We start from the raw sequence: 24,588 nt of genomic DNA, 5'->3' as shown, positions 1-24,588 counted from the left end.
GGACCCGCCATGCCTATTCTCTCGAAACTCACCGGCTTCATCGGCGCGGAAATCGAATGTCTTTCGCTCTCCGAGACCATCTCCGGCTCTGGTGCGGAGTTTCTGAAACGCAGCCTGGCGGAGCATCAGGTGCTTGTCCTGCGCGACCAGTACCTGACGTCGCCACAGCAGAAAGCGCTGACCCGTGTCTTCGGCCCGGCGATGCAGCTGCGTTACGTGTCGCCGCTGGAGGACGACCCGGAGATCATCGCCGTGCTGAAGGAAGCATCCGAGATCGGGGGTGGCGTCTTCGGTGGGGAATGGCATGCCGATTTCAGCTTTCTGGAAAACCCGCCCGCCGGATCGATTCTGAACGCGGTAGAAATACCGGATGTCGGCGGCGATACGGTCTGGGCCAGCCAGACAGTCGCTTATCGGTGTTTGCCCGACGCGCTCAAATCCGTGGTGGATGGTCGTAACGCTGTGCATGTCGGCAAGCCCTATGGGGTGAAACATGCGCCGCCTGCGGAAACGCGGGCCAATGCCTCCATCCGAATGACCCGGGGCGATCCGGACGCTGATCGGGAAACCTTCCATCCCGCCGTTATCACCGAGCCGATTACCGGGGCAAAAGCGCTTTTCCTCAACCCGATCTACACCACCCGCCTCGACGGGATGAGTGAGGAGGAGAGCCTGCCGGTCCTGCAGGAAATCTACCGGCATTGCACAAGGCCGGACTTCTCCTGTCGGCATAAATGGCAGGCGGGAGATGTGGTGATCTGGGACAACCGGACGACGCTGCATTACGCGACCAACGATTATGATGGCCACCGCCGGTTGCTATATCGAACGACCTTTTCAGGTGCGGCGCCTCGATAGAGGTGCCGTCTACTCCTCGAAGATCTCCTCGATCCGCAGTTGCATCACCCGGGCGATAGTGAAGGCGAGCGGCAGGCTCGGGTCGTAACGGCCGTTCTCAATGGCGTTCACCGTCTGGCGCGAGACTTCTAGCAATCCGGCGAGATCCGCCTGGGACCAGCCCCGTTCCGCGCGCAATGCTTTCAGGCTGTTTTTCATCGATAGCGCCGGAGGGCAATCACGCTGCCGACAACCCAGAACCCGGCCATCAGCGGCCAGACGGCAAGCATCGAGAGTTTCGGGAAACCGACACCTTCCAGAAAGCCGTAGCTGAAGGTGGAGAGCGCCGTGGCGGCGAAAGCAATAGCCAGAGCCTCAAAGTGAATAATCCGCTGCATCTCGTCCGCCCGCCGGACCTGCCGGATCACCGCCCAGCATACTGCTGCCGCGGGAACCATGGGGAGCAGTGAGATGATTGGCTCAAGCGCATGGCCCGGTTCCAGAGTGCTCAGCAGGCTGTTTGAAACAATGAGAGCCGCGACGTAGACGGCAAAAGCTGCGCCGAGTTCGATCAGGTAACGGGATATTTTCATGTCATCTCCATGTAAAGCAGGTTTTACATTAGGCGATGTTCGATGTGTGTCAAGGGTGCTTTACATTAAGGCGCGCTCAGTGGCGGAATGGCTCTTTTGCCGACCCCTGATCGTGGTGTGTCTGGTAGCCGGGGCTTCGGCTTACGGGGTGCAACTTATAGCTAGGTAATTGGAATTCCTTCGTATTTAAGGAGTATGCGAGATTTCATTGCTGTTTCCACCGAATAAATTGAGCACTATATTGTGACGTGCGAACGTGACGTGAATAAGGAGTGCATCGAGATGATCGATATCGAGGATTTCGGGCTGGCGGAGCCCGGCAAACTGAGAGCGGGGATCAATCTCGGAAATGTTCTGCTGGTGACCGGCACGACCGAAAGCGGGAATCCATCGGGGGTCTCGCCGGCTATCGCAGCGGCCATTGCCCGCAATTTCGGTTTCAGCATCTCCTATTGCACCTATCCTTCGCCGGGCGCGGTGGCCGATGCGGTCGACCGGGATGAATGGGATATCTGTCTGATCGCCGAAGACCCGAAGCGGGCGGAGACCATAGAGTTCTGTGGCGCCTATGCTGAGATCGAGGCAACCTACCTTGTGCCCGCCGGCTCGAAACTGATGAGCCTGGAAGACGTGGACAAGCCGGGTGTACGGATCGCGGTGTCCGATCGCTCCGCCTACGATCTCTATCTCAGCCGGGCCCTGAAGCATGCCGAACTGAAGCGGGCGCCGGGACTGAAGGCGGCGTTCGAGCTGTTTCGCGATCAGAAACTGGACGTATTGGCCGGACTTCGTCCGGCTTTGCTGGAGAACGCAGCGAGCATGCCAGGCGCAAAGGTCCTGGACGGGTCCTATACGGCGGTTCGTCAGGCAGTCGGCGTCAGGCCGGGAAATCCGGCCTTTGCCAAGGCGGTAAAGCGCTTTGTTTCGGAATCCAGATCGAACGGTCTGGTTGACGGGCTGATCAACGAGTTCGGTCAGCGTGGCCGGCTGTCTGTCGCGTCCTGAAGTAAACTGGGACAATCCGGCTCTGGCCTCTGAATCGCTCCTCTGCTAGCGTCCGCTGCACCGCAACAGTGTAACCGGATCGAGCCCATGTCCGACCTCGAAACCCTTTCCTCCGCCTACCGCAATCTGAAGTCCCGTAACCAGAATATCGACATGACGCGGGGCAAGCCCTCGGCGGCCCAGCTCGATCTGGCGGCGGCGATGTTCGATCTCGTCAGCAGTGACGATTGCAAGGGCGCTGACGGCACCGATTACCGCAATTACGGCATTCTCGCCGGTATTTCGGAAGTGCGGGCGCTGTTCGCGGAGTTGATGGAAACCACCCCGGACCTGGTCATCGCGGGCGGCAATGGAAGTCTGCAGATGATGTATGACGCGCTTCTGGGGGCGGTCATGTTCGGCGTGCCGGGCGGTGACGGTCCGTGGACGGGGGCGAAGTTTCTTTGCCCGGTGCCGGGCTATGACCGACATTTCGCCATCTGCGAGCGGCTCGGCATCGAGATGATCCCGGTCGAGATGCTGGATGACGGGCCGGACATGGATGCGGTCGAGACGCTGGTTGCCGAAGATGCATCCATCAAGGGCATCTGGTGCGTTCCGAAATATTCCAACCCGACCGGCGCGGTCTATTCCGACCTGACGGTGGATCGGCTGGCGGCGATGAAGACCGCCGCGCCGGATTTCCGGATCATGTGGGACAACGCCTATGTGGTGCACCATCTGACCGGTGACATAGCGACGGTCAAAAACATACAGAAAGTGGCGGAGGCGGCGGGTAATGCAGACCGTATCCTGACCTTTGTCTCGACGTCCAAGATCACTCTGGCCGGCGCCGGGGTGGCAGCGATGTCCGCCTCCAAAACCAACATCGACGATCAGTTGGAGCGAATGTTCTATTCCAGCATAGGTCCGGACAAGGTCAATCAACTCCGCCATGTCCGCTTCTTCAAGGATACGGCTGGAATCGCGGCACACATGGTCAAGCATGCCGAGATCATCGCGCCGAAATTCGCCGTTGTGGAAAAAGCGCTGACCGCAGCCTTCGAAGGCACAGATCTGGCCAGCTGGACCAAGCCCGAGGGCGGTTATTTCGTCAGCGTCGACCTATCGGATGGTTGTGCAGCGGAAACCGTGAAGCTCTGCGCCGAGGCCGGCGTGAAGCTCACCGCTTCCGGCGCCTGCTTCCCCTACGGCAAAGATCCGCGCGACCGCAACATCCGCCTTGCTCCGACCATGCCGACGGTGGATGAGCTGGAGCGCGCGATGGAAGTGTTCTGCACCACGGCGAAGATGGTGTGTTTGCGGAAGACGGCAGGGGGCTGATCGCGGTCCCGCCATTCTTGCGCAATCGAGTTTGGCGGGAACGGATGCGTCAGGCGTTGTTCAGCCAATAGTCTCCGTAATTGTCCGCCCATTTCTTGAAATCCGCGAAGCTCCGCTCCGGGTTCAGATCGGGTGACCAGCCGAGTGCTTCCTTCAGGCGCGCGCTCACCAGCAGTTGCCTGTCTGTGTCGCCATGCAGGTTCACGGTTGGCTCTTCTTCCGGTTTGGCGAGACGCCAGGAGAAGTCCTGATAGCCGCCTGCCAGCAATTCGCACCAGTCGGCCGTGCTCCAGGGATCTGAGCAACTGATGTTGAAAACATCGTATGGACGGCTCTCCGAATTGATCAGCCTGACCAGCGCGTCGGCGATGTCGCGGCTGTAGGTCCAGTCCCGCATGTCGCGGTAGCGCAATGTCGCCTCGCCGCCCTTGAGGGCGATGAGGGATGCCTGCATCTGCGGGCTCAGCGTGTCGCGCAATCCGCTATCGACTTCCCACGGGCCGAACACGCCGGAGAGGCGGACGCTGAACATGTCCATTTGCCACAGCTCGGCCAGCCGGCGGGTGATGCATTCGGAGGCAAACTTCGTCGTCGAGTACATGTTGTGCGGCCAGGCTGGGAGGTCTTCGGATAGTGGCTTGTCACCGAAGGCCGTTGTGCCATAGGCGGCAGTGGAGCCGACATTGATCACCCGCTTCAGCCCGGCATCGCGAGCCGCTTCCAGAGCGGCGGTGAACGCCATCAGGTTGACCTCGAGGATCGAGCGCGGGGCGTTGGCATCCCGTTCCGGGCCAGCAGTGATCGCGGCGGCGCAGAACATCCGGTCGACCTTGTTTTCCTTCAGGGCGGAGAGGATGGCGCCGTCCTTGAGCGCATCGCCGACGGTTTCGACGACAGTGCCCGGATGCGTCTCGAAGGCGCGCTTGGCGGCAGCCGGGATCGGGCGCCGGTCGAACACGACGACGGTTTCGCCCTTCGCCAGCAATGCCTCCGCGATGTTGAGGCCGACAAAACCCGCGCCGCCCAAAATCAGCACTGCCATTTCTCTCTCCAGTTCGCCCGTTGACTTGTAGGGGTGATCCTAATGCAGGTGGGTTTATTTCCAAGAAGTTCCAAAGGCATCGCACCTTGGACGGTCACGCGCTAGTCTTCCCCGCGTACAGTTGGGGAGTTCAGGAGCATGACTGCATATCCGCGCGACTTTGTCGGCTATGGGGCCAATCCGCCGGATCCGCACTGGCCTGGCGGGGCGCGTTTGGCGGTGAACTTTGTCGTCAATATCGAGGAGGGATCGGAATATTCGATTCATGACGGTGACGGGTTCTCCGAGTCCGGCCTGACGGAATCGCCGGGTTCGCCGAATATGCCGGGCAGCCGCGATCTCGCCGCAGAGTCGATGTTCGAGTATGGCAGCCGGGTCGGGTTCTGGCGGGTGCTGCGTCTGTTTCAGGAACGGGAAATGCCGGCCACCTTCTTCACCTGCGCTCTGGCGGTGGAGCGCAATGCGGAACTGGCGGCGGCAATCCGGTCCTCGGGTTTCGATATCTGTTGCCACGGATGGCGCTGGGAGGAGCACTTCAAACTCCAGCGTGACGAGGAACAGGAGCATATCCAGCGCGCCGTCGCTTCCTTGCAGAAGACACTCGGAGAGCGCCCTCTCGGCTGGTATTGCCGTCACGGCCCGGGGGAGGTGACGCGGGAGCTTCTGGTGGAGGAAGGCGGCTTTCTTTATGACAGCGACGCCTATAACGACGAGTTACCCTATTGGGTCGAAGTCGATGGCAACCCGCATCTCGTCGTGCCGTATTCCCTGACCCACAACGACTCGAAATTCTCACGGGGCTGGCTCAATACCGGCCAGCAGTTCTTCGAGTTTATCCGGGATGGCTTCGACATGCTGTATGCGGAGGGGGCGACGCAGCCGAAGATGATGTCGATCGGTCTGCACACGCGGCTCATCGGCCATCCGGCACGGGCTGCCGGGTTGGCGCGCCTGCTCGATTACATCAAAGGGTTCGATGATGTCTGGGTGACGGGGCGGCTGAATATCGCCCGACACTGGTGGGAGCATCATCCATATCGCTGATTGGCGGAGGGATATAACCGGGCCCGACCTCTAGTCCGCGCATATCAGTCCGGCGCGTAGGCTTTCAAAAAACTCTCGACGGCAGGGCCGACCGAATTTATCGCGTCTTCGGCTGTCCAGTCGCAGGAAGAGGTAAACAATCTCTGGATCAGGAATGGTCCGGTTACAAATCCCTGGAAATGCGCTGCAGCCATGGCCGGGTCGGTTTTCCTGAGAAGGCCCTGATCCTGCATTTTGCCTATATAGCCCGCCAGCTCGTTGCGCATCTTGCCGGGGCCTTCATTCCAGAAGGTTTCCCCGATCAGTGGAAACTGCTCGGCCTCCGCGATCACGGTGCGCATCAATCGTAGTTTTTCGGGGTTGTTCACTTTCGCCAGGATCAGAAGTGCACAATCAGTCAGTACTTCGCGAGGCGTTCCGGAATAATCGATGTCATCGGAATTGGGCTCGCCGAAACCGGCGCACATTCCCCCCATGACAGTGCAAAACAGGTGCTCCTTGCTATCGAAGTAGCTGTACACCGTGCGCTTGGAGACATTGGCTTCCGCGGCAACCTTGTCCATCGAGGTAACTTCGTACCCCTGTTCCGTGAAAAGTTTGCAGGCAGCATCAACGATTTGTCGCTGTTTTTCGGTTAACGGCTCGCTGTCCGGAAAATTCTGATCGGTTTTTACCATGAGTCCTTGAAGTCTCTCGGTACACTACTAAGTTTACGTACACTGCACGGTGTAGTCTATTTTTTAACACCTAAGAGACAGTAGCACGTTCTCTGAGTCGTAGGAGGGGCCGATGTCGGACGTACGTTCCGGGGATTCCGCTATACGGAAGGCCGGATGGGCAGCGAAATATGCCCACTGGGTCATTCGCTGGCGTTGGGCGGTTATCGCCGTCTCGATTTTGCTAACACTGGGGGCGGGCTTCGGTGGCCAGTTCCTGTCCTTTTCCACTGACTATCGTGTCTTCTTCAGTAAGGAAAATCCGCAGCTTCAGGCGTTTGAATCGCTGCAGCGGGTGTTCAACAAGGAAGACAATATCTCCCTGGTGCTGCAGCCGAAGAATGGCGATGTGTTCCAGGCTGACATGCTTGCCGCTATCCGGGACCTGACGGAGGAATCCTGGCAGGTACCCTTCGCAACGCGCGTCGATAGTATCTCCAATTTCCAGAACAGCACGGCGGAAGAAGACGATCTGATCGTTGACGATCTGGTGCCGGCTGGAAGTCCGCTTGATGCCTCCGATCTGCAGCGTATTCGCGCGGCGGCGATGACCGAGCCGCTGTTGCGGGACCGGATCATTTCCCCGGACGCCCGGACAACAATGGTCAACATCACCATCACGCTGCCCCAGAAGGAGCTGACGGAGGTGCCGGAGGCGATGGCCCATGTCGACGGGCTGGTCGCTGATTTCCGAGCCGATAATCCGAACATCACCCTGGCGATCACTGGCTCGGTGGCACTCAACAACAGTTTCTCGGTTTCCGCGCAGAACGACATGCAGACCCTCATCCCGCTGATGTACGGGGTTCTGCTGCTGGTCATGGCAGTGCTTCTGCGGTCCATCTCGGGAACATTCGCGACGCTTCTGGTAATCGCGTTCTCGGCCATGACGGCGATGGGGCTGGCCGGCTGGCTCGGTATTCAGCTGACACCACCATCTGTCACGGCACCGACCATCATCCTGACCCTGGCCATCGCGGATTCAGTCCATGTGCTGATCAGCATGTTCCACGGCATGAGGCGCGGGATGTCCAAGCGGGATGCGCTGGTGGAGAGCCTTCGGGTGAATTTCCAGCCGGTCTTCCTGACCAGCCTGACAACCATGATCGGCTTCATGTCGCTGAACTTCTCGGACGCGCCGCCGTTCCGCGATCTTGGCAACATCACGGCAATGGGTGTGGGGGCGGCCTGGTTCTTCTCCATCGCCTTCCTGCCGGCCCTGATGGCCGTTCTGCCGGTGCGTATCAAGCCGCGGGAGGAGCATGAAAGTGTGGCCATGGAGCGCTTGGCGGAATTCGTTATCCGGCGCCGTGGCCCGATCATGATCGGCACGCTCGCCCTCGTTGCCGGACTTGTCGCCTTTATTCCGAAGATCGAGCTGAACGATCAGTTCGTGAAGTATTTCGACAAGAGCATCCAGTTCCGGAACGACACGGACTGGGCGACGGACAATCTCTCCGGCATCTATCAGGCCCAGTGGAGCATTCCGGCGGCCGAGAGCGGCGGGATCTCCGATCCCGATTATCTGCGCCGTCTCGAGGGTTTCACGCAGTTCCTGAGGGCGCGCGGTGAGGTGGTCCACGTCCTCACGTTGACCGACATCTTCAAACGCCTGAACAAGAACATGCATGGCGACGACCCGGACTGGTACAAGCTGCCGGACGAACGGGACCTTGCCGCGCAGTATCTGTTGTTGTTCGAGATGTCCCTGCCGTTCGGGCTCGACCTGAACAATCAGGTGAATGTCGACAAGTCGGCGGTGCGGGTCATTGCCACACTGGAGAACATCACCACGAATGAGCTCCGGGCGCTGGACGAGGAAGCCTCGGCCTGGCTCCAGGATCACTTCCCGAGTGCGGCTGAAACCCGGGCCTCGGGGCCGTTCGTCATGTTCGCCTATATTGCCAAGCGCAATATCGAGGGCATGCTGACCGGTACTTTCTTCGCCTTCCTGCTGATCTCTGCAACGCTGACCATCGCGCTCCGGAGCCCGAAGCTCGGCGCTATTTCGCTGGCTCCCAATCTGGTGCCGGCGGCCATGGCCTTCGGGATCTGGGGGCTGACAGTCGGCGAGGTCGGCATGGCGTCCTCGGTCGTGACCGCGACCAGCCTCGGGATCATCGTCGATGCGACGGTGCACTTCCTCTCGAAATACCGGCGCGCCCGGGTCGAGCGGGGTGAGGATGCGGAGGACGCGGTGCGCTATGCCTTCTCGACGGTCGGCACGGCGCTCTGGGTCACCACCGCTATCCTGGTCGCCGGGTTCGCGGTGCTGTCCCTCTCCACTTTCAAGATCAACGGGTCCATGGGGATGCTGACCGCGATCACGCTGGTCATGGCCATCATCATCGACTTCCTCCTGTTGCCGGCCATGCTGCTGTTGCTCGACGGCCGGCGCAAAGACCGGGACGCCGGACAGGCGCCCATTGCTCAAGCTGCGGAGTAAGAAAATGGGAAAACTTCAGCGCATTCTCGCCCTGGCGGTGCTCGCCATCAGTCCGGTGCTGCAATCCGCCTACGCGGAAACGCCACAAGAGAAGGGGCGGGCGATTGCCGAGGAGACCGACCGGCGGGATCTCGGTTGGGGCGACAGCGATGTCGTGATGTCGATGATCCTGCGCAACGCCGAGGGAGAGAGCAGCGTCCGCGAATTGCGGCTCCGCTCCCTCGAAGTGCCGGAGCGGGGCGTCGGGGACAAGAGCATCACTGTGTTCGACAAGCCGAGGGATATCGAGGGAACGGCCTTTCTCTCGCATACCAAGATCCTGGATCCGGACGATCAGTGGCTGTACCTGCCGGCCCTGAAGCGGGTGAAGCGGATCTCGTCCAAGAACAAGTCCGGCCCCTTCGTAGGCTCCGAGTTCGCCTACGAGGATCTGGTGAGCCAGGAAGTGGACCGGTACGACTACACATGGCTGCGGGACGAGAATTGCGGCGAGGCGGCACCGACCAGGGAATGCTTCGTTGTCGAGCGTAAACCGCTCTATGAGCATTCCGGCTACACCAAGCAGGTCTCCTGGGTGGACAAACAGGACTATCAGCCGCGCAAGACAGAGTTCTACGACCGCAAGGATGCGCTCCTGAAAACCCTGCTGCAGCTCGATTACAAGCAGTATCAGGGCCAGTACTGGCGGACCCACCGGATGGACATGACCAACCACCAGACCGGTAAGTCCACCACCCTGACCTTCGAGGATTACAGCTTCAAGGTCGGGCTCTCGGAGGGTGATTTCGAGAAGAACAGGCTGAAGCGCGTCAGATGATCAGTGGTGTCCGTATTGCGGCGGCGGGGCTTTGCCTCGCCGCCGGTGCTCTGCCCGCTCTGGCGAAGGAGCCGAACATAGAAACCAGTCTGGAGCTCGGCATGGAGCTCCGGTTATTCCCGAACGACCCCGCCTTCGGCTTGCAGCGGGACCGGGCTGTCAGTCCGTCCTTCTACCTGGAGCCGGAAATCTCCGCGGACTGGAATGGCGGAGACGATCGTCTCACGCTGGTGCCTTTTGCGCGTGTCGACAGGGACGATGACAGCCGGACCCATGTCGATCTTCGGGAGGCCAACTGGCTGCATATCGGCGATGGCTACGATCTGGTGATCGGTGCCGACAAGGTCTTCTGGGGCGTCACCGAATCCCGGCACCTGGTTGACATAGTGAACCAGAGCGACGGGGTCGAGGATGTGGACCTGGAAGACAAACTGGGCCAGCCGATGGTACAGCTTGCGGTGCCGAGCGACCTGGGCACGTTCAGCTTATTCGTCATGCCCTATTTCCGTGAACGCACGTTCCCTGATGCGGATGCCCGGCTGAGCGGCGGTGTTCGTGTCGATGACGATGCGCAGTACGACTCGGATGCGGAAGAGTTCCATCCGGACCTTGCGGTCCGCTGGTCCCAGGTGATCGGCGATTTCGATGTTGGGTTGTCGCATTTTCACGGCACCAGCCGCGAGCCGCGCCTGCTCGCGCTCGATCCCGCCAATCCGTCCAACTTGACGCCTTATTACGACCAGATCGACCAGACAGGGCTGGATCTGCAATACACCACCGATGCCTGGCTCTGGAAGCTTGAGGCCATCGGCAGGGGCGGGCACGGGGACTATTTCCCCGCAGCAGTCGCCGGGTTCGAATATACGCTCTTCGGCGTTCGCGGCAGTGACATGGATCTCGGGTTTCTGGCCGAATATCAGTATGACGGCCGGGACGAGGATAGCAGCGCGCCGGGGACGCTTGCCAATAACGACACATTCATCGGCACGCGGCTGACCTTCAACGATGTCGACGATACCTCGCTCCTTGCCGGGGCGGTGGTCGATAACGAGGATGGCTCGACCTTGCTGTCTCTGGAGGCGGAACGCCGGATCGGGGATGACTGGAAGGTAGAGGCGGTTGCCCGTTTCTTCCTCAATGCCGACAGCGAGAACGGTCTCAAGGCGCTGGAGCGTGACGATTTCGTCAGTCTGACACTGATCCGCTATTTCTGAGGCGTGGCCGGCGGGACTATGCCGCCGGTTTCACGGCCGAAAGGATAACGTGGCCGGCAACGCACCAGAGCAGGTCCACCTGCTCGAAACCGGCATCCTGTCCGCCGATCTTCTCCGCCGACCAGCGATGGGATAATAAATGCGTGCGGATAATCCGGGACTAATAATGGAGCATAGCCTCTTCCCAGTCGCGCCGGCGGATCAGTACGGCCTCGCAATCGGTTTCCTTCGGCAGGAAGACCCAGAGGCCTACTTCGGGCGACCGCGGGTCGTCATGCCCGTTCGCCTTGCTGATGGTGCCGACCCGATTAAAGAGAAGCTCATGAATATCGCCGGTGTACCGAGCGGTTCGGTGTTCCATAGTCAGGTTCATCGCGACCTCCCGCGCCAAATGGTATGCCCAGTTGACGAAAAAGCGGGCTATAGGTGAAGTGCCAGCTTGTTTAAAAATATTCGAAAAAAAGAAAATTTTCCCTGATTGGTTGGCTAACCAATTGCATTCGGAGGGTTTTTCCAAAAAAGGGTCAGATCGCTGCATTAAGCCCCTATTTTAGTGAAGAAATTTTGTTTTTACGCCAAAAAGACATTCGGCGCATATATAATGGTGACGTGTTGTCCGGGTGTTTTTCTTTCGGCGACCTCTGCTTGATATTTAACCGCCGCCAGTCGCAGGCCGGCTCTCCCGGAAGCCTGTTCTGCGTACGTATCGGGCTTCTACAAGAGCGGATCGTGAGCGATGACGTATCCACTGATGCGGCTTCTCTCTTTACGCCGCTGGGGACCGGGGATAAGAACCGAAGGCATTTGTTCGTGAGGTGATGACGTGACCGACCAATCTCCGGATACCGGCGCCAAGGCGCCAGCGCCGCTCGGACCTGACGATCCGGCGACGGTTATCGTATTCGGGAACGAGAAAGGCGGCTCCGGTAAATCCACGGGCTCCATGCATGTGACCGTGGCACTGCTCCGGCTTGGCTTTAAAGTCGGCTCCATCGATCTCGATATGCGGCAGTGGACATTGACCCGGTATCTTTCCAACCGCGCGGCGACGATGAAGAACGATGGCATTTCGATGCCGATGCCCGTGCATGTGTTCCTCTCCCGCAGCGACAAGCCAAACCGCAAGGAAGCAGAGGCGGAGGACAAGCAACGATTTGAGGCCGTCCTGAAGAAGCTGCGATCAGAGGCCGATTTCGTGGTGATCGATTGTCCGGGTACAGACACCTATGTCGGCCGTCTTGCGACCGGCTACGCGGACAAGCTGGTCACGCCGCTGAATGACAGCTTTGTCGATCTGGACATGCTGGCCAATGTCGATGGCCGGACCGGTGAGATCATCAAGCCGAGTGTCTATTCCGAAATGGTCTGGGAGGCCCGCAAACAGAAAGCAGCCCGCGATGGCGGCACGCTCGACTGGATCGTGATGCGCAACCGCCTCTCCAGTCTGGCTGCGCGCAACAAGCAGGAAATGGAGCGCGTGGTTGGTCTGCTGGCAAAGCGGATCGGCTTTCGGGTGGCGCCCGGTTTCAGTGAACGGGTGATTTTCCGCGAGTTGTTCCTGCGCGGTCTGACCATGCTCGATGTCTTCGAGATTGGCGACAGTGGCAAGCCGCAGCTTTCTCATGTCGCGGCCCGTCAGGAAGTCCGGGGCCTGCTGAATTCGTTGCAGCTGCCAAACCGGATCCCGACGCCGCATTCCAGTGAGCCGACTGACGAGGCCGTCGAGACTCCATCGGTGATAGGGGATGAGGACCAGGAAGAGTAAGGGCCTCTGTCTGTTTTTCCGGACTTTATGTCCAGCATCTGCCGCAAGAATGGACTGCTGCCGTGAGTGTGACTGCCGGACTGAATCATCTAGGCCTGTCTGTCCGAGATCTGGACGAGACCACCCGGTTTTTTGTCGAGGTGCTCGGCTGGGAGGAACTGGCGCGGGACGAGAGTTACCCTCGTAACGCAGTCACGGATGGGAATCTGCGCATGACACTCTGGCAGGTTGACCATTCACAGGACGTGGTCGATTTCGACCGGCGGGCGAATATCGGCCTGCACCACCTTGCCATCGAGGTTCCGGGGGAGGATGTCCTCTATGCGACTGCCGAGCGTGTGCGGGACTGGCCGGGGGTGGAGATCGAGTTCATGCCGGAAATCATGGGCGCCGGGCCGAGGAAGCACATGATGTTCCGCGAGCCGGGCGGCATTCGCCTGGAACTGGTCTGGCCGGGCGCCGCGTAGGCGGCTCTTGAGGATCTAACGCCAGCTCGACTCGGCAGCCATCTCGTTCAATGTCAGTCCGCTGAGCTCGAAGTCCGCAGCTTGGTACTGCCTGCTGCCGATATGATTATAGAATTCGATGGCGACCGAATTGGTTGGCAGGGACTGCCAGACCACCCAGGACCCGCCGCGTGCAATGGTTTCTGCCGCCACGGCACCGATCAGAGCGCGTCCGGCACCGGTGCCACGGGCCCGGTCCTCGACATAGAGGTCGAGCATGTGAAGGCCGGGTGTGCCGAGCCCGATATTGAAGCTGTTGATGAAAATGGCGTAACCGATCAGGTCCGAATCACGTTCCGCGACGATGCCGTCGAACCGCTTGTGCTCGCCGAAACCATAGCGGATCACGTCGTCGGCATCGAAGGGCGGTGGCGGCATGCCTTCATGAGCGGACAAAGCGGCGGCCATCTCCGCCACGCGCTGCGCATCCTTTTCCAGCAAAGCCCTGACACGGAATTCCATTATGATCTCCCTGCGATGCGGGTTGGAAACTTGAGGCTGCGATGCAACATAATGCTAAAGCCTCGAAGAAAGTGAAGCGTCGAAGATGACCACACGAAAAAAGAGCGGAGGGATCGTTGACCGGCCGGGAGCGGCGCCGTCCGCGTCGATCTCGTCCCAATCCGATATCGACGCATTCGTGCGCCGGGTCCGCAGCGCGCCCGCAGCGGTTCCCACGGGACGGCCGGGGCGTCTGCTCTTCGCCATGGATGCCACGGCCAGTCGTGAGCCTTCCTGGGATCGGGCCTGCCAGCTTCAGGGTGAGATGTTTTCGGAAACGGCCGCTCTTGGCGGTCTTGCGGTGCAACTCGCTTACTATCGAGGGTTCGGCGAGTTCAAAGCCAGCGCCTGGCTGACGGATACAGAGAAACTGCTGCGGGAGATGACAGGCGTATTCTGCCTTGGGGGCCAGACCCAGATCGGACGCTTGCTTGGCCACGTCATCTCCGAGACAGGCAAGGAGCGGGTTCAGGCGGTCGTGTTTATCGGCGATGCGTTCGAAGAAGACATCGATGCGGTCTGTCATCGGGCAGGTGAACTTGGCGTTCTCGGGGTTCCGATCTTCATCTTTCACGAAGGTGGCGATCCGGTCGCACGGCGCGCATTCGAGCAGATCGCGCGATTGACCAAGGGCGCCTGCTGCCCGTTCGACGGTAACAGTGCCCAGCAGCTCCGGGATTTACTGACGGCGGTTGCCGTTTATGCGGCGGGCGGCAGAAAGGCTCTGCAGGATTTTTCAGCGCAACGGGGGGGAGCGGCCTTACAGTTGACCCATCGCTTCGGCAAATGACGGCGACCGGCGGGAGGATAGCCAGGTGCAGTTTCTGATACTGGGCAGCAGTCTGTTGGTCGGATTTGGTCTGATCGGTTACTGGTTCATCAATGCCGATCCGGCAAAGATTCGCGCGACCGCGAAATGGTTCGGGCTTGGTCTGCTCGGCGTTCTTGTTATGGCGCTGATTTTCTTCCGGCGTTTCGACTGGTTGATGTATGCCGGATTAGTTGGATTGCCGGTGCTCATGCGGGCTGGCGCTCTATTCCGTCGTTTCAGGAACGCTGTCAAAATGGCGCGCGGTCCGTCCGCCGGGCAGAGCAGCGCTGTGCGCACGGAAACGCTTGCGGTCAGTCTCGACCATGATAGTGGAGAGATTGCTGGTGAGGTGTTGCGAGGCCGTTTTGCAGGTATGCAGCTCTCCGCTCTGACCTTTGACGATGTACTGGAACTGCTGGCGGACTGTGCCAGGAACGATCCGCAGTCTGTCGCCGTGCTGGAAAGCTATCTCGCTGCGGCTCATGGGCCGGACTGGCAGGAACGGGCCGGTGAGGCTGCAGGCGCGAATAACGATACCCGGAGCAGGCGGGCATCGCGCGGCTCCGGTGTCATGTCGCGAGAGCAGGCGCTGGAAATTTTGGGCCTGGAGGAAGGCGCTGACAAGGCTGCGATTCGGGAGGCACATCGCCGTTTGATGATGGTCAATCACCCCGACCGCGGTGGATCCGACTATCTCGCGGCCCAGATCAACGAAGCAAAAGACTTTCTGTTAGGCTCCTGAGCCAAGCGATCCTTGCGGTTTTTGCCGGATGTATGCGAATAACGAGGCGCCTTGCCGACCAGTATGGCGAGGTAGGGGACCGGAGCAACGATTAGAGGTTCAGATATGCCAGTACCAGTGCGGAAGGCGATCTTTCCGGTAGGGGGGCTTGGCACGCGTTTCCTGCCGGCAACCAAGTCGATGCCGAAGGAAATGCTCCCGGTTGTCGACAAGCCACTCATCCAATATGCCGTCGAAGAAGCCCGCGCCGCCGGGATCGAGGAATTCATCTTCGTCACCGGCCGAGGCAAGTCCGCGATAGAGGATCATTTCGATCATGCGTTCGAACTGCAATCCATGCTCGGTGAGCGTGGCAAGGAAGAGGCGCTGAAGGTTGTCGAGGCGACGATCCCGCAGCCTGGACAATTTTCCTATACTCGCCAACAGGAGCCGCTGGGGCTCGGACATGCAGTCTGGTGCGCGCGAAATTTCGTCGGCATGGAACCGGTAGCGGTTCTGCTCGCGGATGACCTGATCTTGAATGGCCAAGGCTGTCTGAAGCAGATGGTCGATACCTATAACGAGGTCGGCGGAAACATGGTTGCGGCCATGGAGGTCGCACGTGAGGAAACCCAGTCGTACGGGGTCATCACGCCGGGAGAGGTTAAGGGCCGCTTGATTGAGGTGCGCGGTCTGGTGGAAAAGCCAAAACCGAAAGATGCGCCCTCGAATTATGCAGTTATCGGCCGCTATATCCTGCAGCCGAAGGTGTTTGAGGACCTGGCGCGTTTCGAGAAAGGCGCCGGTGGGGAAATCCAGCTGACGGACGCCTTGGCGCGGCAGCTTGGGCTGCAGCCGTTCAACGGCTATCTTTTTGAAGGCCATCGCTTCGATTGCGGCAGTAAGGCCGGCTTCCTCGAAGCGAATATCGCGTATGCTCTCGACCGTCCGGACATGGCCGATGCCGTCCGGAGCTTTTTGAAGAATTACGCCTGATAACGGAGTAAATTCATGCGTATTGCCATGATCGGTACAGGCTATGTTGGCCTGGTATCCGGAGCCTGCTTTTCGGAGTTCGGTAACGACGTCGTCTGCGTCGATAAGGACGAGGTGAAAATATCACGTCTCGACCGCGGCGAAATTCCGATCTTCGAGCCGGGCCTGGATGACCTTGTCGCCAACAATGTGCGGGCCGGGCGGCTGACCTTCACCACGGACCTGACCTCGGCGGTCAGGGACGCGGACGCGGTGTTCATCGCCGTTGGCACGCCGACGCGGCGCGGCGACGGGCACGCGGATCTCTCCTATGTGTATGGAGCGGCGAAAGAGATCGCCGCGGCGATGACCGGGTATACCGTCGTTGTCACCAAGTCGACTGTGCCTGTCGGTACCGGTCGAGAGGTGGAGCGGATCATTCGCGAAGCGCGGCCGGACATTGAGTTCGACGTCTGCTCGAACCCGGAGTTCCTGCGGGAAGGTGCCGCGATCACCGACTTCATGCGGCCCGACCGGGTGGTGATCGGCACGGAAAGCGAACGCGCGCAGGAAGCGATGCGGGAAATCTACCGGCCGCTCTATCTGATCGAGACGCCGATCGTCTTCACCTCATTGCAGACCAGTGAGTTGATCAAATACGCGGCGAACACCTTTCTCGCGACCAAGATCACCTTCATCAATGAAATCGCGGATTTGTGCGAGCAGGTTGGCGCCGATGTGCATGACGTGTCGCGCGGTATCGGCCTCGATGGCCGGATCGGCAGGAAGTTCCTGCATCCGGGACCGGGTTATGGCGGTTCCTGCTTCCCGAAAGACACCTTGGCGCTGGTCAAGACCGCGCAGGATTACAAGGCCCCGCTGCGGATCGTCGAGACGGTTGTCGACATCAACGACAAACGCAAGAAGCAGATGGCGGATAAGGTCATTCAGGCCTGTGGCGGCACCGTCTCCGGCAAGACCATTGCTGTCCTCGGCCTGACCTTCAAGCCGAACACGGATGATATGCGTGACAGCCCGAGCCTCGACATTCTGCCGGCCCTGCAGGCGGCCGGAGCCACGGTGAAGGCTTACGATCCCGAAGGCATGAAGGAAGCGCGGGAGATGCTCCCGGGGGTCGAGATGTGTGACAATGCATATGCTCCGATCGATGGGGCCGATGTCGTTGTGCTCATCACCGAGTGGAACGAGTTCCGGGCACTCGATCTTAAGCGCATCAAGGGATTGCTGAAGGAGCCGCTGATGGTCGATCTCCGTAACGTCTACAACCCGGACGATATGGCCGATGCCGGCTTCACCTATGTCTGCGTCGGACGCAGCACAGTTGATGCGAAGGTTTCAGCATGAGTGCGCATCAGTTCCGGCCGACGATCCTTCGGGAATATGACGTTCGCGGTGTTGTTGGCGATACGCTGAGTACCGACGATGCGCGGGCTCTCGGCCGGGCGTTTGGAACGCGGGTCATCCGTAACGGCGGCACAAAGGTGTCTGTCGGACGCGACGGGCGGCTTAGCTCGCCGGACATGGAAGCGGCGGTGGTCGAGGGGCTGATGGCGGCCGGGATCGCCGTCACCCGGCTTGGCGGCGTTGCCACGCCGATGCTCTATTATTCGGTCTATGCCCTCGAGACCGATGGCGGGATCATGATCACCGGCTCGCACAATCCGCCGAACCATAACGGTTTCAAGATGATGCTGGGCAAGGGGCCGTTCTTCGGTGCCGATATTCAGGATCTTGGCCGGATCGCGTCGGAAGGTGACTTCGAGAGCGGCGAGGGCTCGGTCGAGGATGCCGATATCCTCGACAGCTATGTCGACCGCCTGCTGCGGGACGTCAGCCTGGGCCGCCAGCTGAAGATCGTCTGGGACTGCGGTAACGGCGCTGCCGGCCCGTCAGTGAACCAGGTCTGCATGCGGCTGCCCTCGAACCACAAGGTGCTGTTCCCCGAAGTCGACGGAACCTTCCCCAACCATCATCCGGACCCGACCGTTCCCGAGAATCTCGAAGATCTCATGGCCATGGTTCTGGAGCGCGGCGCGGATCTCGGAATTGCCTTCGACGGCGACGGCGACCGTATCGGCGTCATCGACGACAAGGGCCGGGTACTGTGGGGCGATCAGCTGCTGACGGTGCTGGCGGAGGACGTGCTGAAGGAAAATCCCGGCGCAACTGTCATCGCCGACGTGAAGGCAAGCCAGGTGCTGTTCGACAAGATCGCGGAATTCGGCGGCAAGCCTCTGATGTGGCGGACCGGCCATTCCCTGATCAAGACCAAGATGGCGGAAACGGGCGCACCGCTCGCCGGGGAGATGAGCGGTCATATCTTCTTCAAGGATCGCTATTACGGCTTTGATGACGCGCTCTACGCGGCTGTCCGACTGATCGAGGGGCTGAGCCACCGGGACGAGCCGCTGTCGGCCATCCGGGACGCTCTGCCGCAGGTCATGAACACACCTGAAATGCGCTTCCAGTGCGACGACACCCGCAAGTTCGACGTGGTGGTTGAGGTTAAGGACTGGCTCTCCGGCCAGACCGGCATCGAGGTGTCGGACGCGGACGGGGTCCGGGTCAACACACCGGATGGATGGTGGCTGCTGCGCGCCTCAAACACACAGGACGTGCTGGTTGCCCGGTGCGAGTCCCAGACCGAGGCAGGGCTGGAGCGGCTGAAGGGCCAGCTCCGTGCTGCGCTGACGGCAGTCGGTGAGACACCGCCGGACATCTGATTGTTCTTTTGGGATAAGTCAGGAAAAGCGCCGCTGGGAAACTGCGGCGCTTTTTTGTCAGTCGTTCGCCGGGATGGTGGCGACTTCGAGGCCCTCGTTGCCTGGAACAGGGACACAAGGCACATGCTTGCGGGCCAGCAGAGCGCAGGCATTGCGGGCGCCGGCCTCGCTCAGGCCGGTAATACGCGAGCGGTAGACGGTGCCATGGTCGCGGGTCACGCGCTCAACGGATTCGATCGAGCCCTTCAGTATTTTCTTCAGATGACCGCGGGCCGTGCTGATCATCGCTTCAGCCGGACCCTGGCTTGAATAGGCTCCGACCTGGATACCCCAGCCGCGGTCCGAACCGCTCAGAGCCGTATCGGTTTGCTGGCTTATGTCAGTTTGCAGGGTGGCGTCGGCAATCGTCGATTGCGCGGAGGCGAGTTGAATGATGCCGTTTTCATCGAAGGCTGGCCGTGCCATCGGGATCGGCGCGGGTGTCCGGTTGCGGGCAATCAGCTCCGCCTTTTTAAAGCCGCGATTGAGAAGTGAGATCATGTGTCGGTCGCGGGATTTGGCGGTCCGGCCGCCAAACACCACGGCGATCAGATGTCTGTCGCCCTGGTGGACGGAGGAGACCAGATTGAAACCGGATGCGCGGGTGTAGCCCGTCTTGATGCCATCGGTTCCGGAATAGCGGCCGAGAAGGTTGTTGTGATTACCGTAGGTACGTCCCTTGTAGGTGAATTTCTTGGTCCGGAAGAAGTGGTAATATTGCGGGAAATCGCGCTGGATCCGGAGGCCAAGCTTGGCCATGTCGCGGGCTGTGCTTTTTTGCCGGCGATTAGGCAGGCCAGAGGCGTTCCGGAAGCTGGTCTTGGTCATGCCAAGCGCGCGCGCCTTTTTGGTCATGGCGCCGGCGAAATTGACTTCGCTTTTCTCCAGATGCTCGCCGACCACGGTGGCGACATCGTTAGCGGAGCGGGTGACCAGAGCGAGGATCGCGTCTTTGACGGAGATGCGGTCGCCTCTACGCAAACCAATATTGGTTTGCGGCTGCCCTGCGGCACGCTTGGAAACCTTCATCTGGGTTTTCAGCGTAATCTTGCCTTTATCCAAGGCATCGAAAACCATGTAGAGGGTCATGATCTTGGTGAGTGATGCGGGGTAGTTTCTGGTATCGGCATTTTTGGCGTAGAGGACGTCCAGCGTTTCAGCGTCCATGACAAAGGAGGCGTAGCGTGCCTCAGCGTTGCCAGCCGCGAGCCAGACCATCAGGCCGAGCGTGAGGGCGCAGAAAGTCCTGAAGGCTCGCCGTGTCACGCTGTCCGCCATATGCCCCCCAATCTTCCGCATTGCCAAAAGTGCAATACGAGTACACCCCAACGAAAATCCCCAAAATCTTATGTAAGAGCTTAGCTGTTGTCCATAACCGATTGAAACAAAATTAAACATGCCGTCGATATTGGAGGTGTTTTCAGAATCATTCGGAGGTTAGGGAGCGAGTCGCAAGCTCGTTCTAATTAATAATGGTGCAGCGCACAAAAATGCCCTTGACCTTTCCCCAGCATTCCCTATCTTAACGTGCATGTTGCAGTGCAGCATGAGCCCAGACATATCCTGTGAATGTGCGTGTCCGAGGGACATGCCTGCGGCCCGCCGGGTAAGACCCCGGATTTTGATAATGAATGCGCAAGGAGAGTGAATATGGTTGCGAAGAAAACCACCTCTACCGCTGCTGCCGGCCAGGTTGAAGACGCGGTCGCAGCTGGTAAGGAAGCTGTTGAAACGGCTGTGAAGGCGACGCAGGACGTTGCCCAGAAGGGCTATGATCAGGCGGTTGAGCTTATGAAAGAGCATGCCGAGAAGGCCCAGAAGACCCTCTATGGCGGCTATGACGAATACACCTCGCTCGGCAAGGCCAACTACGATGCCTATGTCACCGCGATGAACACCTGGTCCAAGGGCTTTGAGGCCATCGGCAAAGAGCTCTATGCCTTCGGTCAGGAAAGCGTTGAGGTCTCCGTCGAAACCGGCAAGACCGTGATGAGCTGCAAGAACGTCAACGATCTGATGGAACTGCAGAACGACATGACCAAGAAGAGCTATGACAAGGCCGTCGGGGAAATCACCAAGATTTCCGAGATGTCCGTCAAGACGGTCAATGAAGCGATCAAGCCGATTCAGGAGAGCCTGACCGGCACCTTCGAAAAACTGTCCAAGCAGGTCGCCGCCTAACAGGCAGCGCCACATAGGACGAGCAGAAGCCCGGCTGTTTCAGCCGGGCTTTTTGCATGTGGCCTGTATCCAGCCCCTCTGGACCGCGGATTTCCCCGGCGTGATGTTTTTCTGATCCGGAAATCGGGTGTTGTCTGTCCGATTTAACCTTGCAACGGCTTGTGCTCGACACGAAATGTCTGTCACCCTATTCGCATAGGACGAGAGGTCCGGCGGGAAGTATCGCCCGGACTTTCTTCTGGTCCGCAACGGTCTAATTTAGCGAGTGCAGCTTGTGGATACCGGCCCGGTGTGGTGCGGGAGAGTTACGGTTCTGGAAATGAGTAAAGACGACGACAAGATCGGTGATGGCACCAACACAGGCGTGGTGGTCAAGGCGCGCCCGAAAACCAAGAAGCCGGCGATGTATAAAGTCATCATGCTGAATGATGATTATACGCCGATGGAGTTCGTCGTTCACGTTCTGGAAAGATTTTTCTCCAAGAATAGGGACGAGGCGACGACCATAATGATGCATGTCCACCAGCGCGGGGTCGGTATATGCGGCGTTTACACCTACGAAGTCGCTGAAACGAAGGTTACCCAGGTGATGGATTTTGCCCGTCAGCACCAGCACCCGTTGCAATGCACTCTAGAAAAGGCTTGAGCACTCATGTTGTCGAAAAACCTAGAGGAAAGTCTGCATAGGGCCCTCGATCTCGCGAACGAGCGCAGCCACGAATATGCGACGCTTGAGCATCTGCTCTACGCATTGACGACCGATCAGGACGCCATAGCGGTGATGCGGGCCTGCGACGTCGATGTCGAGAGATTGCGCGGCGATCTGGCCGGGTATATCGACAATGACCTGATGAACCTGATTGGCGGGCAGGAAGAAGAAGCCAAGCCGACCGCTGGTTTCCAGCGGGTCGTTCAGCGGGCCGTGATCCACGTGCAGTCCTCCGGCCGGGCAGAGGTGACGGGCGCGAACGTTCTGGTTGCGCTGTTCTCCGAGCGCGAGAGCCATGCCGTCTACTTCCTGCAAGAGCAGGAAATGTCCCGCTTCGACGCGGTGAATTACATTTCACACGGTATCGCCAAGGTGCATGGCCAGACGGAGGCCCCCCGGGTCGACGGCGCCGATGAGGACGCCAAGCAGGATACCGTGAACAAGAGCGGTAACGAGGCACTGGACGCCTATTGCGTCGACCTGAACAAGAAGGCAATGGCGGGCAAGATCGATCCGCTGATCGGCCGGGAGTTCGAGGTCGACCGCACCATCCAGATCCTTTGCCGCCGGACAAAGAACAACCCGCTTTATGTCGGCGATCCGGGTGTCGGAAAGACCGCTATCGCGGAAGGGCTGGCCCGCCGCATCGTGGACGGGCAAGTCCCCGAGGTGTTGCAGAATGCCCAGATCTTCTCGCTCGATATGGGCTCGTTGCTTGCCGGTACCCGTTATCGCGGCGATTTCGAAGAGCGGCTGAAGGCCGTTGTCTCCGAGCTTGAGCGCAATCCGGAGGCCGTGCTGTTTATCGACGAAATCCACACGGTGATCGGTGCCGGCGCAACCTCTGGCGGCGCGATGGATGCATCGAATCTGCTGAAGCCCGCGCTTCAGTCCGGTGCCCTGCGCTGCATCGGTTCGACCACCTACAAGGAATTCCGGACCCATTTCGAAAAGGACCGCGCGCTGGTCCGCCGGTTCCAGAAGATCGACGTGAAAGAGCCGTCCATCGAGGACAGCATCAAGATTCTCAAAGGTCTGAAGCCCTATTACGAAGAGCATCACAAGGTGCGCTTCACCGCAGAGGCGCTGAGAACGGCTGTCGAACTTTCTGCAAAATATATCGGCGACCGAAAATTGCCCGATAAGGCGATCGACGTGATCGACGAGGTCGGCGCTGCACAGATGCTGGTCGCCCCGTCCAAACGGCGCAAGACAATCGGCGTGAAGGAAGTCGAGGAGATCGTTGCCAAGATCGCCCGCATTCCTCCGAAGAGCGTGTCGACCGACGACAAGACGGTCCTGAAGCATCTGGAGCGCGATCTGAAGACCGTGGTCTTCGGGCAGGATACTGCCATTGCCTCTCTGGCGACCGCGATCAAGCTCTCACGGGCGGGGCTGCGTGAGCCAGAAAAGCCGATCGGCAACTATCTTTTCTCCGGCCCGACCGGTGTCGGCAAGACCGAGGTGGCGCGTCAGCTTGCGAATGCGCTGGGTATCGAGCTCACCCGTTTCGACATGTCGGAATATATGGAGCGCCACAGCATCTCCCGCCTGATCGGGGCGCCTCCGGGCTATGTCGGGTTTGACCAGGGCGGCCTGCTGACGGACGCTATCGATCAGAACCCGCATTGTGTTCTGCTGCTCGATGAAATCGAGAAGGCTCATCCGGATCTGTTCAACGTGCTGCTGCAGGTCATGGATCACGGCAAGCTGACGGATCACAATGGCAAGAACGTCGATTTCCGGAACGTGATCCTGATCATGACGACCAATGCGGGGGCATCCGATCTGGCAAAAGAAGCTGTCGGCTTCATGCGCACGGAACGTGAAGGTGACGATTCCGAAGCGATCAACCGGATGTTCACGCCGGAATTCCGGAACCGTCTGGACGCCATCATACCGTTCAGCAACCTGACGCCGGAAATCATCTCCCGCGTGGTCGAGAAGTTCATCATGCAGCTCGAGGTGCAGCTCTCTGACCGGGGTGTGACCATCGAGCTCAGCGATGCGGCACGCACCTGGCTTGGCGAGAAGGGCTACGACCGTCTTTACGGCGCCCGCCCGCTCGCCCGGGTTATTCAGGAGCACGTCAAGAAGCCGCTCGCCGAGGAACTGCTCTTTGGCAAGCTGGTCAAGGGCGGCCTGGTTCAGGTTGACCTGAAGGATGACGGCCTGACCTTCTCCTACCCGGATGAGGGCGGGGACAGCTCCGGAGGCGGTTCAAGCAAGGGCACGAAGAAAAAGCCCGAACTGGTCAACTGACATACGAATATGCCGGGGCCCTTGCTGGCCCCGGCCGACACAGTAAGAGCACAAAAAAGGCCCGCGCGATGCGCGGGCCTTTTTTGTGTCGGTCAATAGCGGCTATGGCTTAGGCAGCCTGCAGATAGCCGGCGGAACCGTCGACGACAGCCTTGAGGGCGTTGGGGTCGATGCGCCAAGCGCCATTGGCGTTCAGAGCAACATCGGCGTGCCGGTCAACGAGGACCTGCATTTCAGCGGCAGTGAAGCCGTTCATTTCAGCAGCTTCGAGAAGCGTGAGGCAAAAACGATCACCCATGATCTATCTCCCAGTATCTTGATTTGAAGGATGCGGACG

Annotated in this window: 25 protein-coding genes; 17 read left to right on the top strand and 8 right to left on the bottom strand. The window is 59.6% G+C overall.

From position 1 onward, the window contains the following. Window positions 1-9: 9 nt before the first annotated feature. Entirely contained in the window at window positions 10-858 is an 849-nt protein-coding gene (locus K328_RS0109540) for a TauD/TfdA dioxygenase family protein (RefSeq protein WP_028465793.1), read from the top strand. A gap of 9 nt (window positions 859-867) precedes the next feature. On the opposite strand, the gene K328_RS0109535 is transcribed toward K328_RS0109540, so the two are convergent. Both K328_RS0109535 and K328_RS0109530 read right to left on the bottom strand, forming a co-directional pair. After that, entirely contained in the window at window positions 868-1,056 is a 189-nt protein-coding gene (locus K328_RS0109535) for a helix-turn-helix transcriptional regulator (RefSeq protein WP_028465792.1), read from the bottom strand. Beyond that, window positions 1,053-1,430: a hypothetical protein gene (locus tag K328_RS0109530; protein WP_028465791.1), complete on the bottom strand. Its 378-nt coding sequence runs from the start codon at window positions 1,428-1,430 to the stop codon at window positions 1,053-1,055. Before K328_RS0109530 ends, K328_RS0109535 begins: the two co-directional genes overlap by 4 nt. Before the next feature lie 282 nt (window positions 1,431-1,712). Here K328_RS0109530 and K328_RS0109525 point away from each other — a divergent pair, with 282 nt between their 5' ends. Both K328_RS0109525 and K328_RS0109520 read left to right on the top strand, forming a co-directional pair. Then, window positions 1,713-2,435: a transporter substrate-binding domain-containing protein gene (locus tag K328_RS0109525; protein WP_028465790.1), complete on the top strand. Its 723-nt coding sequence runs from the start codon at window positions 1,713-1,715 to the stop codon at window positions 2,433-2,435. Between the two features lie 87 nt (window positions 2,436-2,522). After that, window positions 2,523-3,758, top strand: a complete 1,236-nt coding sequence (locus tag K328_RS0109520; RefSeq protein ID WP_028465789.1) for an aspartate aminotransferase type Ic — start codon at window positions 2,523-2,525, stop codon at window positions 3,756-3,758. A 49-nt stretch (window positions 3,759-3,807) separates the two neighbouring features. On the opposite strand, the gene K328_RS23270 is transcribed toward K328_RS0109520, so the two are convergent. Next, window positions 3,808-4,800 carry an NAD-dependent epimerase/dehydratase family protein gene (locus K328_RS23270; protein WP_051284692.1) on the bottom strand — a complete coding sequence of 331 codons (993 nt, stop codon included), beginning with the start codon at window positions 4,798-4,800 and terminating at the stop codon, window positions 3,808-3,810. Window positions 4,801-4,938: 138 nt separating this feature from the next. On the opposite strand from K328_RS23270, the gene K328_RS0109510 reads away from it, so the two are divergent. Beyond that, complete coding sequence (locus K328_RS0109510; protein ID WP_028465788.1) at window positions 4,939-5,844, top strand: allantoinase PuuE; 906 nt, start codon at window positions 4,939-4,941, stop codon at window positions 5,842-5,844. Window positions 5,845-5,888: 44 nt separating this feature from the next. Here the strand turns inward: K328_RS0109510 and K328_RS0109505 are convergent, their stop codons facing one another. Then, window positions 5,889-6,521 (bottom strand): TetR/AcrR family transcriptional regulator, encoded by a 633-nt coding sequence (locus K328_RS0109505; RefSeq protein ID WP_028465787.1) that lies wholly within the window; start codon window positions 6,519-6,521, stop codon window positions 5,889-5,891. Window positions 6,522-6,633: 112 nt separating this feature from the next. On the opposite strand from K328_RS0109505, the gene K328_RS0109500 reads away from it, so the two are divergent. Genes K328_RS0109500 through K328_RS0109490 form a run of 3 tightly spaced genes read left to right on the top strand, consistent with a single transcriptional unit; the run spans window position 6,634 to window position 11,037 of the window. Next, the gene (locus K328_RS0109500) at window positions 6,634-9,006 is read left to right on the top strand and encodes an efflux RND transporter permease subunit (RefSeq protein WP_051284691.1); all 2,373 of its coding nucleotides are present in this window, start codon (window positions 6,634-6,636) and stop codon (window positions 9,004-9,006) included. 4 nt (window positions 9,007-9,010) lie between these two features. Beyond that, entirely contained in the window at window positions 9,011-9,823 is an 813-nt protein-coding gene (locus K328_RS0109495; protein ID WP_028465785.1) for an outer membrane lipoprotein-sorting protein, read from the top strand. Then, entirely contained in the window at window positions 9,820-11,037 is a 1,218-nt protein-coding gene (locus K328_RS0109490) for a hypothetical protein (protein ID WP_028465784.1), read from the top strand. The genes K328_RS0109495 and K328_RS0109490 overlap by 4 nt, the downstream gene beginning before the upstream one ends. Window positions 11,038-11,197: 160 nt before the next feature. On the opposite strand, the gene K328_RS0109485 is transcribed toward K328_RS0109490, so the two are convergent. Then, on the bottom strand, window positions 11,198-11,410 hold the full coding sequence (locus tag K328_RS0109485) for a hypothetical protein (RefSeq protein ID WP_028465783.1): 213 nt from the start codon (window positions 11,408-11,410) through the stop codon (window positions 11,198-11,200). A 450-nt stretch (window positions 11,411-11,860) separates the two neighbouring features. Between K328_RS0109485 and K328_RS23265 the strand changes: the two genes are divergently transcribed. Then, a complete protein-coding gene (locus K328_RS23265) occupies window positions 11,861-12,802 on the top strand; it encodes a division plane positioning ATPase MipZ (protein WP_084608189.1) in 942 nt (313 codons plus the stop codon). A 62-nt stretch (window positions 12,803-12,864) separates the two neighbouring features. After that, window positions 12,865-13,269: a VOC family protein gene (locus tag K328_RS0109475; protein ID WP_028465782.1), complete on the top strand. Its 405-nt coding sequence runs from the start codon at window positions 12,865-12,867 to the stop codon at window positions 13,267-13,269. 15 nt (window positions 13,270-13,284) lie between these two features. On the opposite strand, the gene K328_RS23260 is transcribed toward K328_RS0109475, so the two are convergent. Next, window positions 13,285-13,770 carry a GNAT family N-acetyltransferase gene (locus K328_RS23260; RefSeq protein WP_051284690.1) on the bottom strand — a complete coding sequence of 162 codons (486 nt, stop codon included), beginning with the start codon at window positions 13,768-13,770 and terminating at the stop codon, window positions 13,285-13,287. A gap of 85 nt (window positions 13,771-13,855) precedes the next feature. On the opposite strand from K328_RS23260, the gene K328_RS0109465 reads away from it, so the two are divergent. The 5 genes from K328_RS0109465 to pgmG all read left to right on the top strand — a co-directional run bounded on the left by K328_RS0109465 (window position 13,856) and on the right by pgmG (window position 19,060). Then, window positions 13,856-14,599, top strand: coding sequence for a VWA domain-containing protein (locus tag K328_RS0109465; protein ID WP_245577432.1), 744 nt, complete (start codon window positions 13,856-13,858; stop codon window positions 14,597-14,599). A gap of 25 nt (window positions 14,600-14,624) precedes the next feature. Next, a complete protein-coding gene (locus K328_RS23255) occupies window positions 14,625-15,362 on the top strand; it encodes a J domain-containing protein (RefSeq protein WP_036553285.1) in 738 nt (245 codons plus the stop codon). A 105-nt stretch (window positions 15,363-15,467) separates the two neighbouring features. After that, window positions 15,468-16,337: a UTP--glucose-1-phosphate uridylyltransferase GalU gene (galU, locus tag K328_RS0109455; RefSeq protein ID WP_028465780.1), complete on the top strand. Its 870-nt coding sequence runs from the start codon at window positions 15,468-15,470 to the stop codon at window positions 16,335-16,337. Between the two features lie 15 nt (window positions 16,338-16,352). Further along, window positions 16,353-17,681 carry a UDP-glucose dehydrogenase family protein gene (locus tag K328_RS0109450; protein ID WP_028465779.1) on the top strand — a complete coding sequence of 443 codons (1,329 nt, stop codon included), beginning with the start codon at window positions 16,353-16,355 and terminating at the stop codon, window positions 17,679-17,681. Then, window positions 17,678-19,060, top strand: a complete 1,383-nt coding sequence (gene pgmG / locus K328_RS0109445; RefSeq protein ID WP_028465778.1) for a phosphoglucomutase/phosphomannomutase PgmG — start codon at window positions 17,678-17,680, stop codon at window positions 19,058-19,060. The genes K328_RS0109450 and pgmG overlap by 4 nt, the downstream gene beginning before the upstream one ends. Before the next feature lie 57 nt (window positions 19,061-19,117). Here pgmG and K328_RS0109440 read toward each other — a convergent pair whose 3' ends face one another. Next, window positions 19,118-20,377 (bottom strand): D-alanyl-D-alanine carboxypeptidase, encoded by a 1,260-nt coding sequence (locus K328_RS0109440; protein ID WP_036553284.1) that lies wholly within the window; start codon window positions 20,375-20,377, stop codon window positions 19,118-19,120. Window positions 20,378-20,749: 372 nt separating this feature from the next. Between K328_RS0109440 and K328_RS23250 the strand changes: the two genes are divergently transcribed. From K328_RS23250 to clpA, 3 genes are all read left to right on the top strand, one after another. Further along, window positions 20,750-21,280 (top strand): phasin family protein, encoded by a 531-nt coding sequence (locus K328_RS23250; RefSeq protein ID WP_051284689.1) that lies wholly within the window; start codon window positions 20,750-20,752, stop codon window positions 21,278-21,280. 319 nt (window positions 21,281-21,599) lie between these two features. Beyond that, entirely contained in the window at window positions 21,600-21,926 is a 327-nt protein-coding gene (gene clpS, locus K328_RS0109430; RefSeq protein ID WP_028465776.1) for an ATP-dependent Clp protease adapter ClpS, read from the top strand. Window positions 21,927-21,932: 6 nt separating this feature from the next. Continuing rightward, window positions 21,933-24,251 (top strand): ATP-dependent Clp protease ATP-binding subunit ClpA, encoded by a 2,319-nt coding sequence (clpA, locus tag K328_RS0109425; protein ID WP_028465775.1) that lies wholly within the window; start codon window positions 21,933-21,935, stop codon window positions 24,249-24,251. 109 nt (window positions 24,252-24,360) lie between these two features. Here clpA and K328_RS0109420 read toward each other — a convergent pair whose 3' ends face one another. Next, window positions 24,361-24,549 carry a hypothetical protein gene (locus K328_RS0109420; protein ID WP_028465774.1) on the bottom strand — a complete coding sequence of 63 codons (189 nt, stop codon included), beginning with the start codon at window positions 24,547-24,549 and terminating at the stop codon, window positions 24,361-24,363. Window positions 24,550-24,588 lie beyond the last annotated feature (39 nt).

This window comes from Nisaea denitrificans DSM 18348, assembly GCF_000426505.1.
Taxonomy (GTDB): domain Bacteria; phylum Pseudomonadota; class Alphaproteobacteria; order Thalassobaculales; family Thalassobaculaceae; genus Nisaea; species Nisaea denitrificans.
The sequence above is the reverse complement of the archived record's forward strand: the minus strand, read 5'-3'. Positions and strand labels throughout refer to the sequence as shown.

What these genes read in the sequence shown, in the direction of transcription:
- K328_RS0109540 (WP_028465793.1), top strand. Translation starts at nt 10, where the DNA reads ATGCCTATTCTCTCGAAACTCACCGGCTTCATCGGCGCGGAAATCGAA.
- K328_RS0109535 (WP_028465792.1), bottom strand. Translation starts at nt 1,056, where the DNA reads ATGAAAAACAGCCTGAAAGCATTGCGCGCGGAACGGGGCTGGTCCCAG.
- K328_RS0109530 (WP_028465791.1), bottom strand. Translation starts at nt 1,430, where the DNA reads ATGAAAATATCCCGTTACCTGATCGAACTCGGCGCAGCTTTTGCCGTC.
- K328_RS0109525 (WP_028465790.1), top strand. Translation starts at nt 1,713, where the DNA reads ATGATCGATATCGAGGATTTCGGGCTGGCGGAGCCCGGCAAACTGAGA.
- K328_RS0109520 (WP_028465789.1), top strand. Translation starts at nt 2,523, where the DNA reads ATGTCCGACCTCGAAACCCTTTCCTCCGCCTACCGCAATCTGAAGTCC.
- K328_RS23270 (WP_051284692.1), bottom strand. Translation starts at nt 4,800, where the DNA reads ATGGCAGTGCTGATTTTGGGCGGCGCGGGTTTTGTCGGCCTCAACATC.
- K328_RS0109510 (WP_028465788.1), top strand. Translation starts at nt 4,939, where the DNA reads ATGACTGCATATCCGCGCGACTTTGTCGGCTATGGGGCCAATCCGCCG.
- K328_RS0109505 (WP_028465787.1), bottom strand. Translation starts at nt 6,521, where the DNA reads ATGGTAAAAACCGATCAGAATTTTCCGGACAGCGAGCCGTTAACCGAA.
- K328_RS0109500 (WP_051284691.1), top strand. Translation starts at nt 6,634, where the DNA reads ATGTCGGACGTACGTTCCGGGGATTCCGCTATACGGAAGGCCGGATGG.
- K328_RS0109495 (WP_028465785.1), top strand. Translation starts at nt 9,011, where the DNA reads ATGGGAAAACTTCAGCGCATTCTCGCCCTGGCGGTGCTCGCCATCAGT.
- K328_RS0109490 (WP_028465784.1), top strand. Translation starts at nt 9,820, where the DNA reads ATGATCAGTGGTGTCCGTATTGCGGCGGCGGGGCTTTGCCTCGCCGCC.
- K328_RS0109485 (WP_028465783.1), bottom strand. Translation starts at nt 11,410, where the DNA reads ATGAACCTGACTATGGAACACCGAACCGCTCGGTACACCGGCGATATT.
- K328_RS23260 (WP_051284690.1), bottom strand. Translation starts at nt 13,770, where the DNA reads ATGGAATTCCGTGTCAGGGCTTTGCTGGAAAAGGATGCGCAGCGCGTG.
- K328_RS0109465 (WP_245577432.1), top strand. Translation starts at nt 13,856, where the DNA reads ATGACCACACGAAAAAAGAGCGGAGGGATCGTTGACCGGCCGGGAGCG.
- galU (WP_028465780.1), top strand. Translation starts at nt 15,468, where the DNA reads ATGCCAGTACCAGTGCGGAAGGCGATCTTTCCGGTAGGGGGGCTTGGC.
- K328_RS0109450 (WP_028465779.1), top strand. Translation starts at nt 16,353, where the DNA reads ATGCGTATTGCCATGATCGGTACAGGCTATGTTGGCCTGGTATCCGGA.
- pgmG (WP_028465778.1), top strand. Translation starts at nt 17,678, where the DNA reads ATGAGTGCGCATCAGTTCCGGCCGACGATCCTTCGGGAATATGACGTT.
- K328_RS0109440 (WP_036553284.1), bottom strand. Translation starts at nt 20,377, where the DNA reads ATGGCGGACAGCGTGACACGGCGAGCCTTCAGGACTTTCTGCGCCCTC.
- K328_RS23250 (WP_051284689.1), top strand. Translation starts at nt 20,750, where the DNA reads ATGGTTGCGAAGAAAACCACCTCTACCGCTGCTGCCGGCCAGGTTGAA.
- clpS (WP_028465776.1), top strand. Translation starts at nt 21,600, where the DNA reads ATGAGTAAAGACGACGACAAGATCGGTGATGGCACCAACACAGGCGTG.
- clpA (WP_028465775.1), top strand. Translation starts at nt 21,933, where the DNA reads ATGTTGTCGAAAAACCTAGAGGAAAGTCTGCATAGGGCCCTCGATCTC.
- K328_RS0109420 (WP_028465774.1), bottom strand. Translation starts at nt 24,549, where the DNA reads ATGGGTGATCGTTTTTGCCTCACGCTTCTCGAAGCTGCTGAAATGAAC.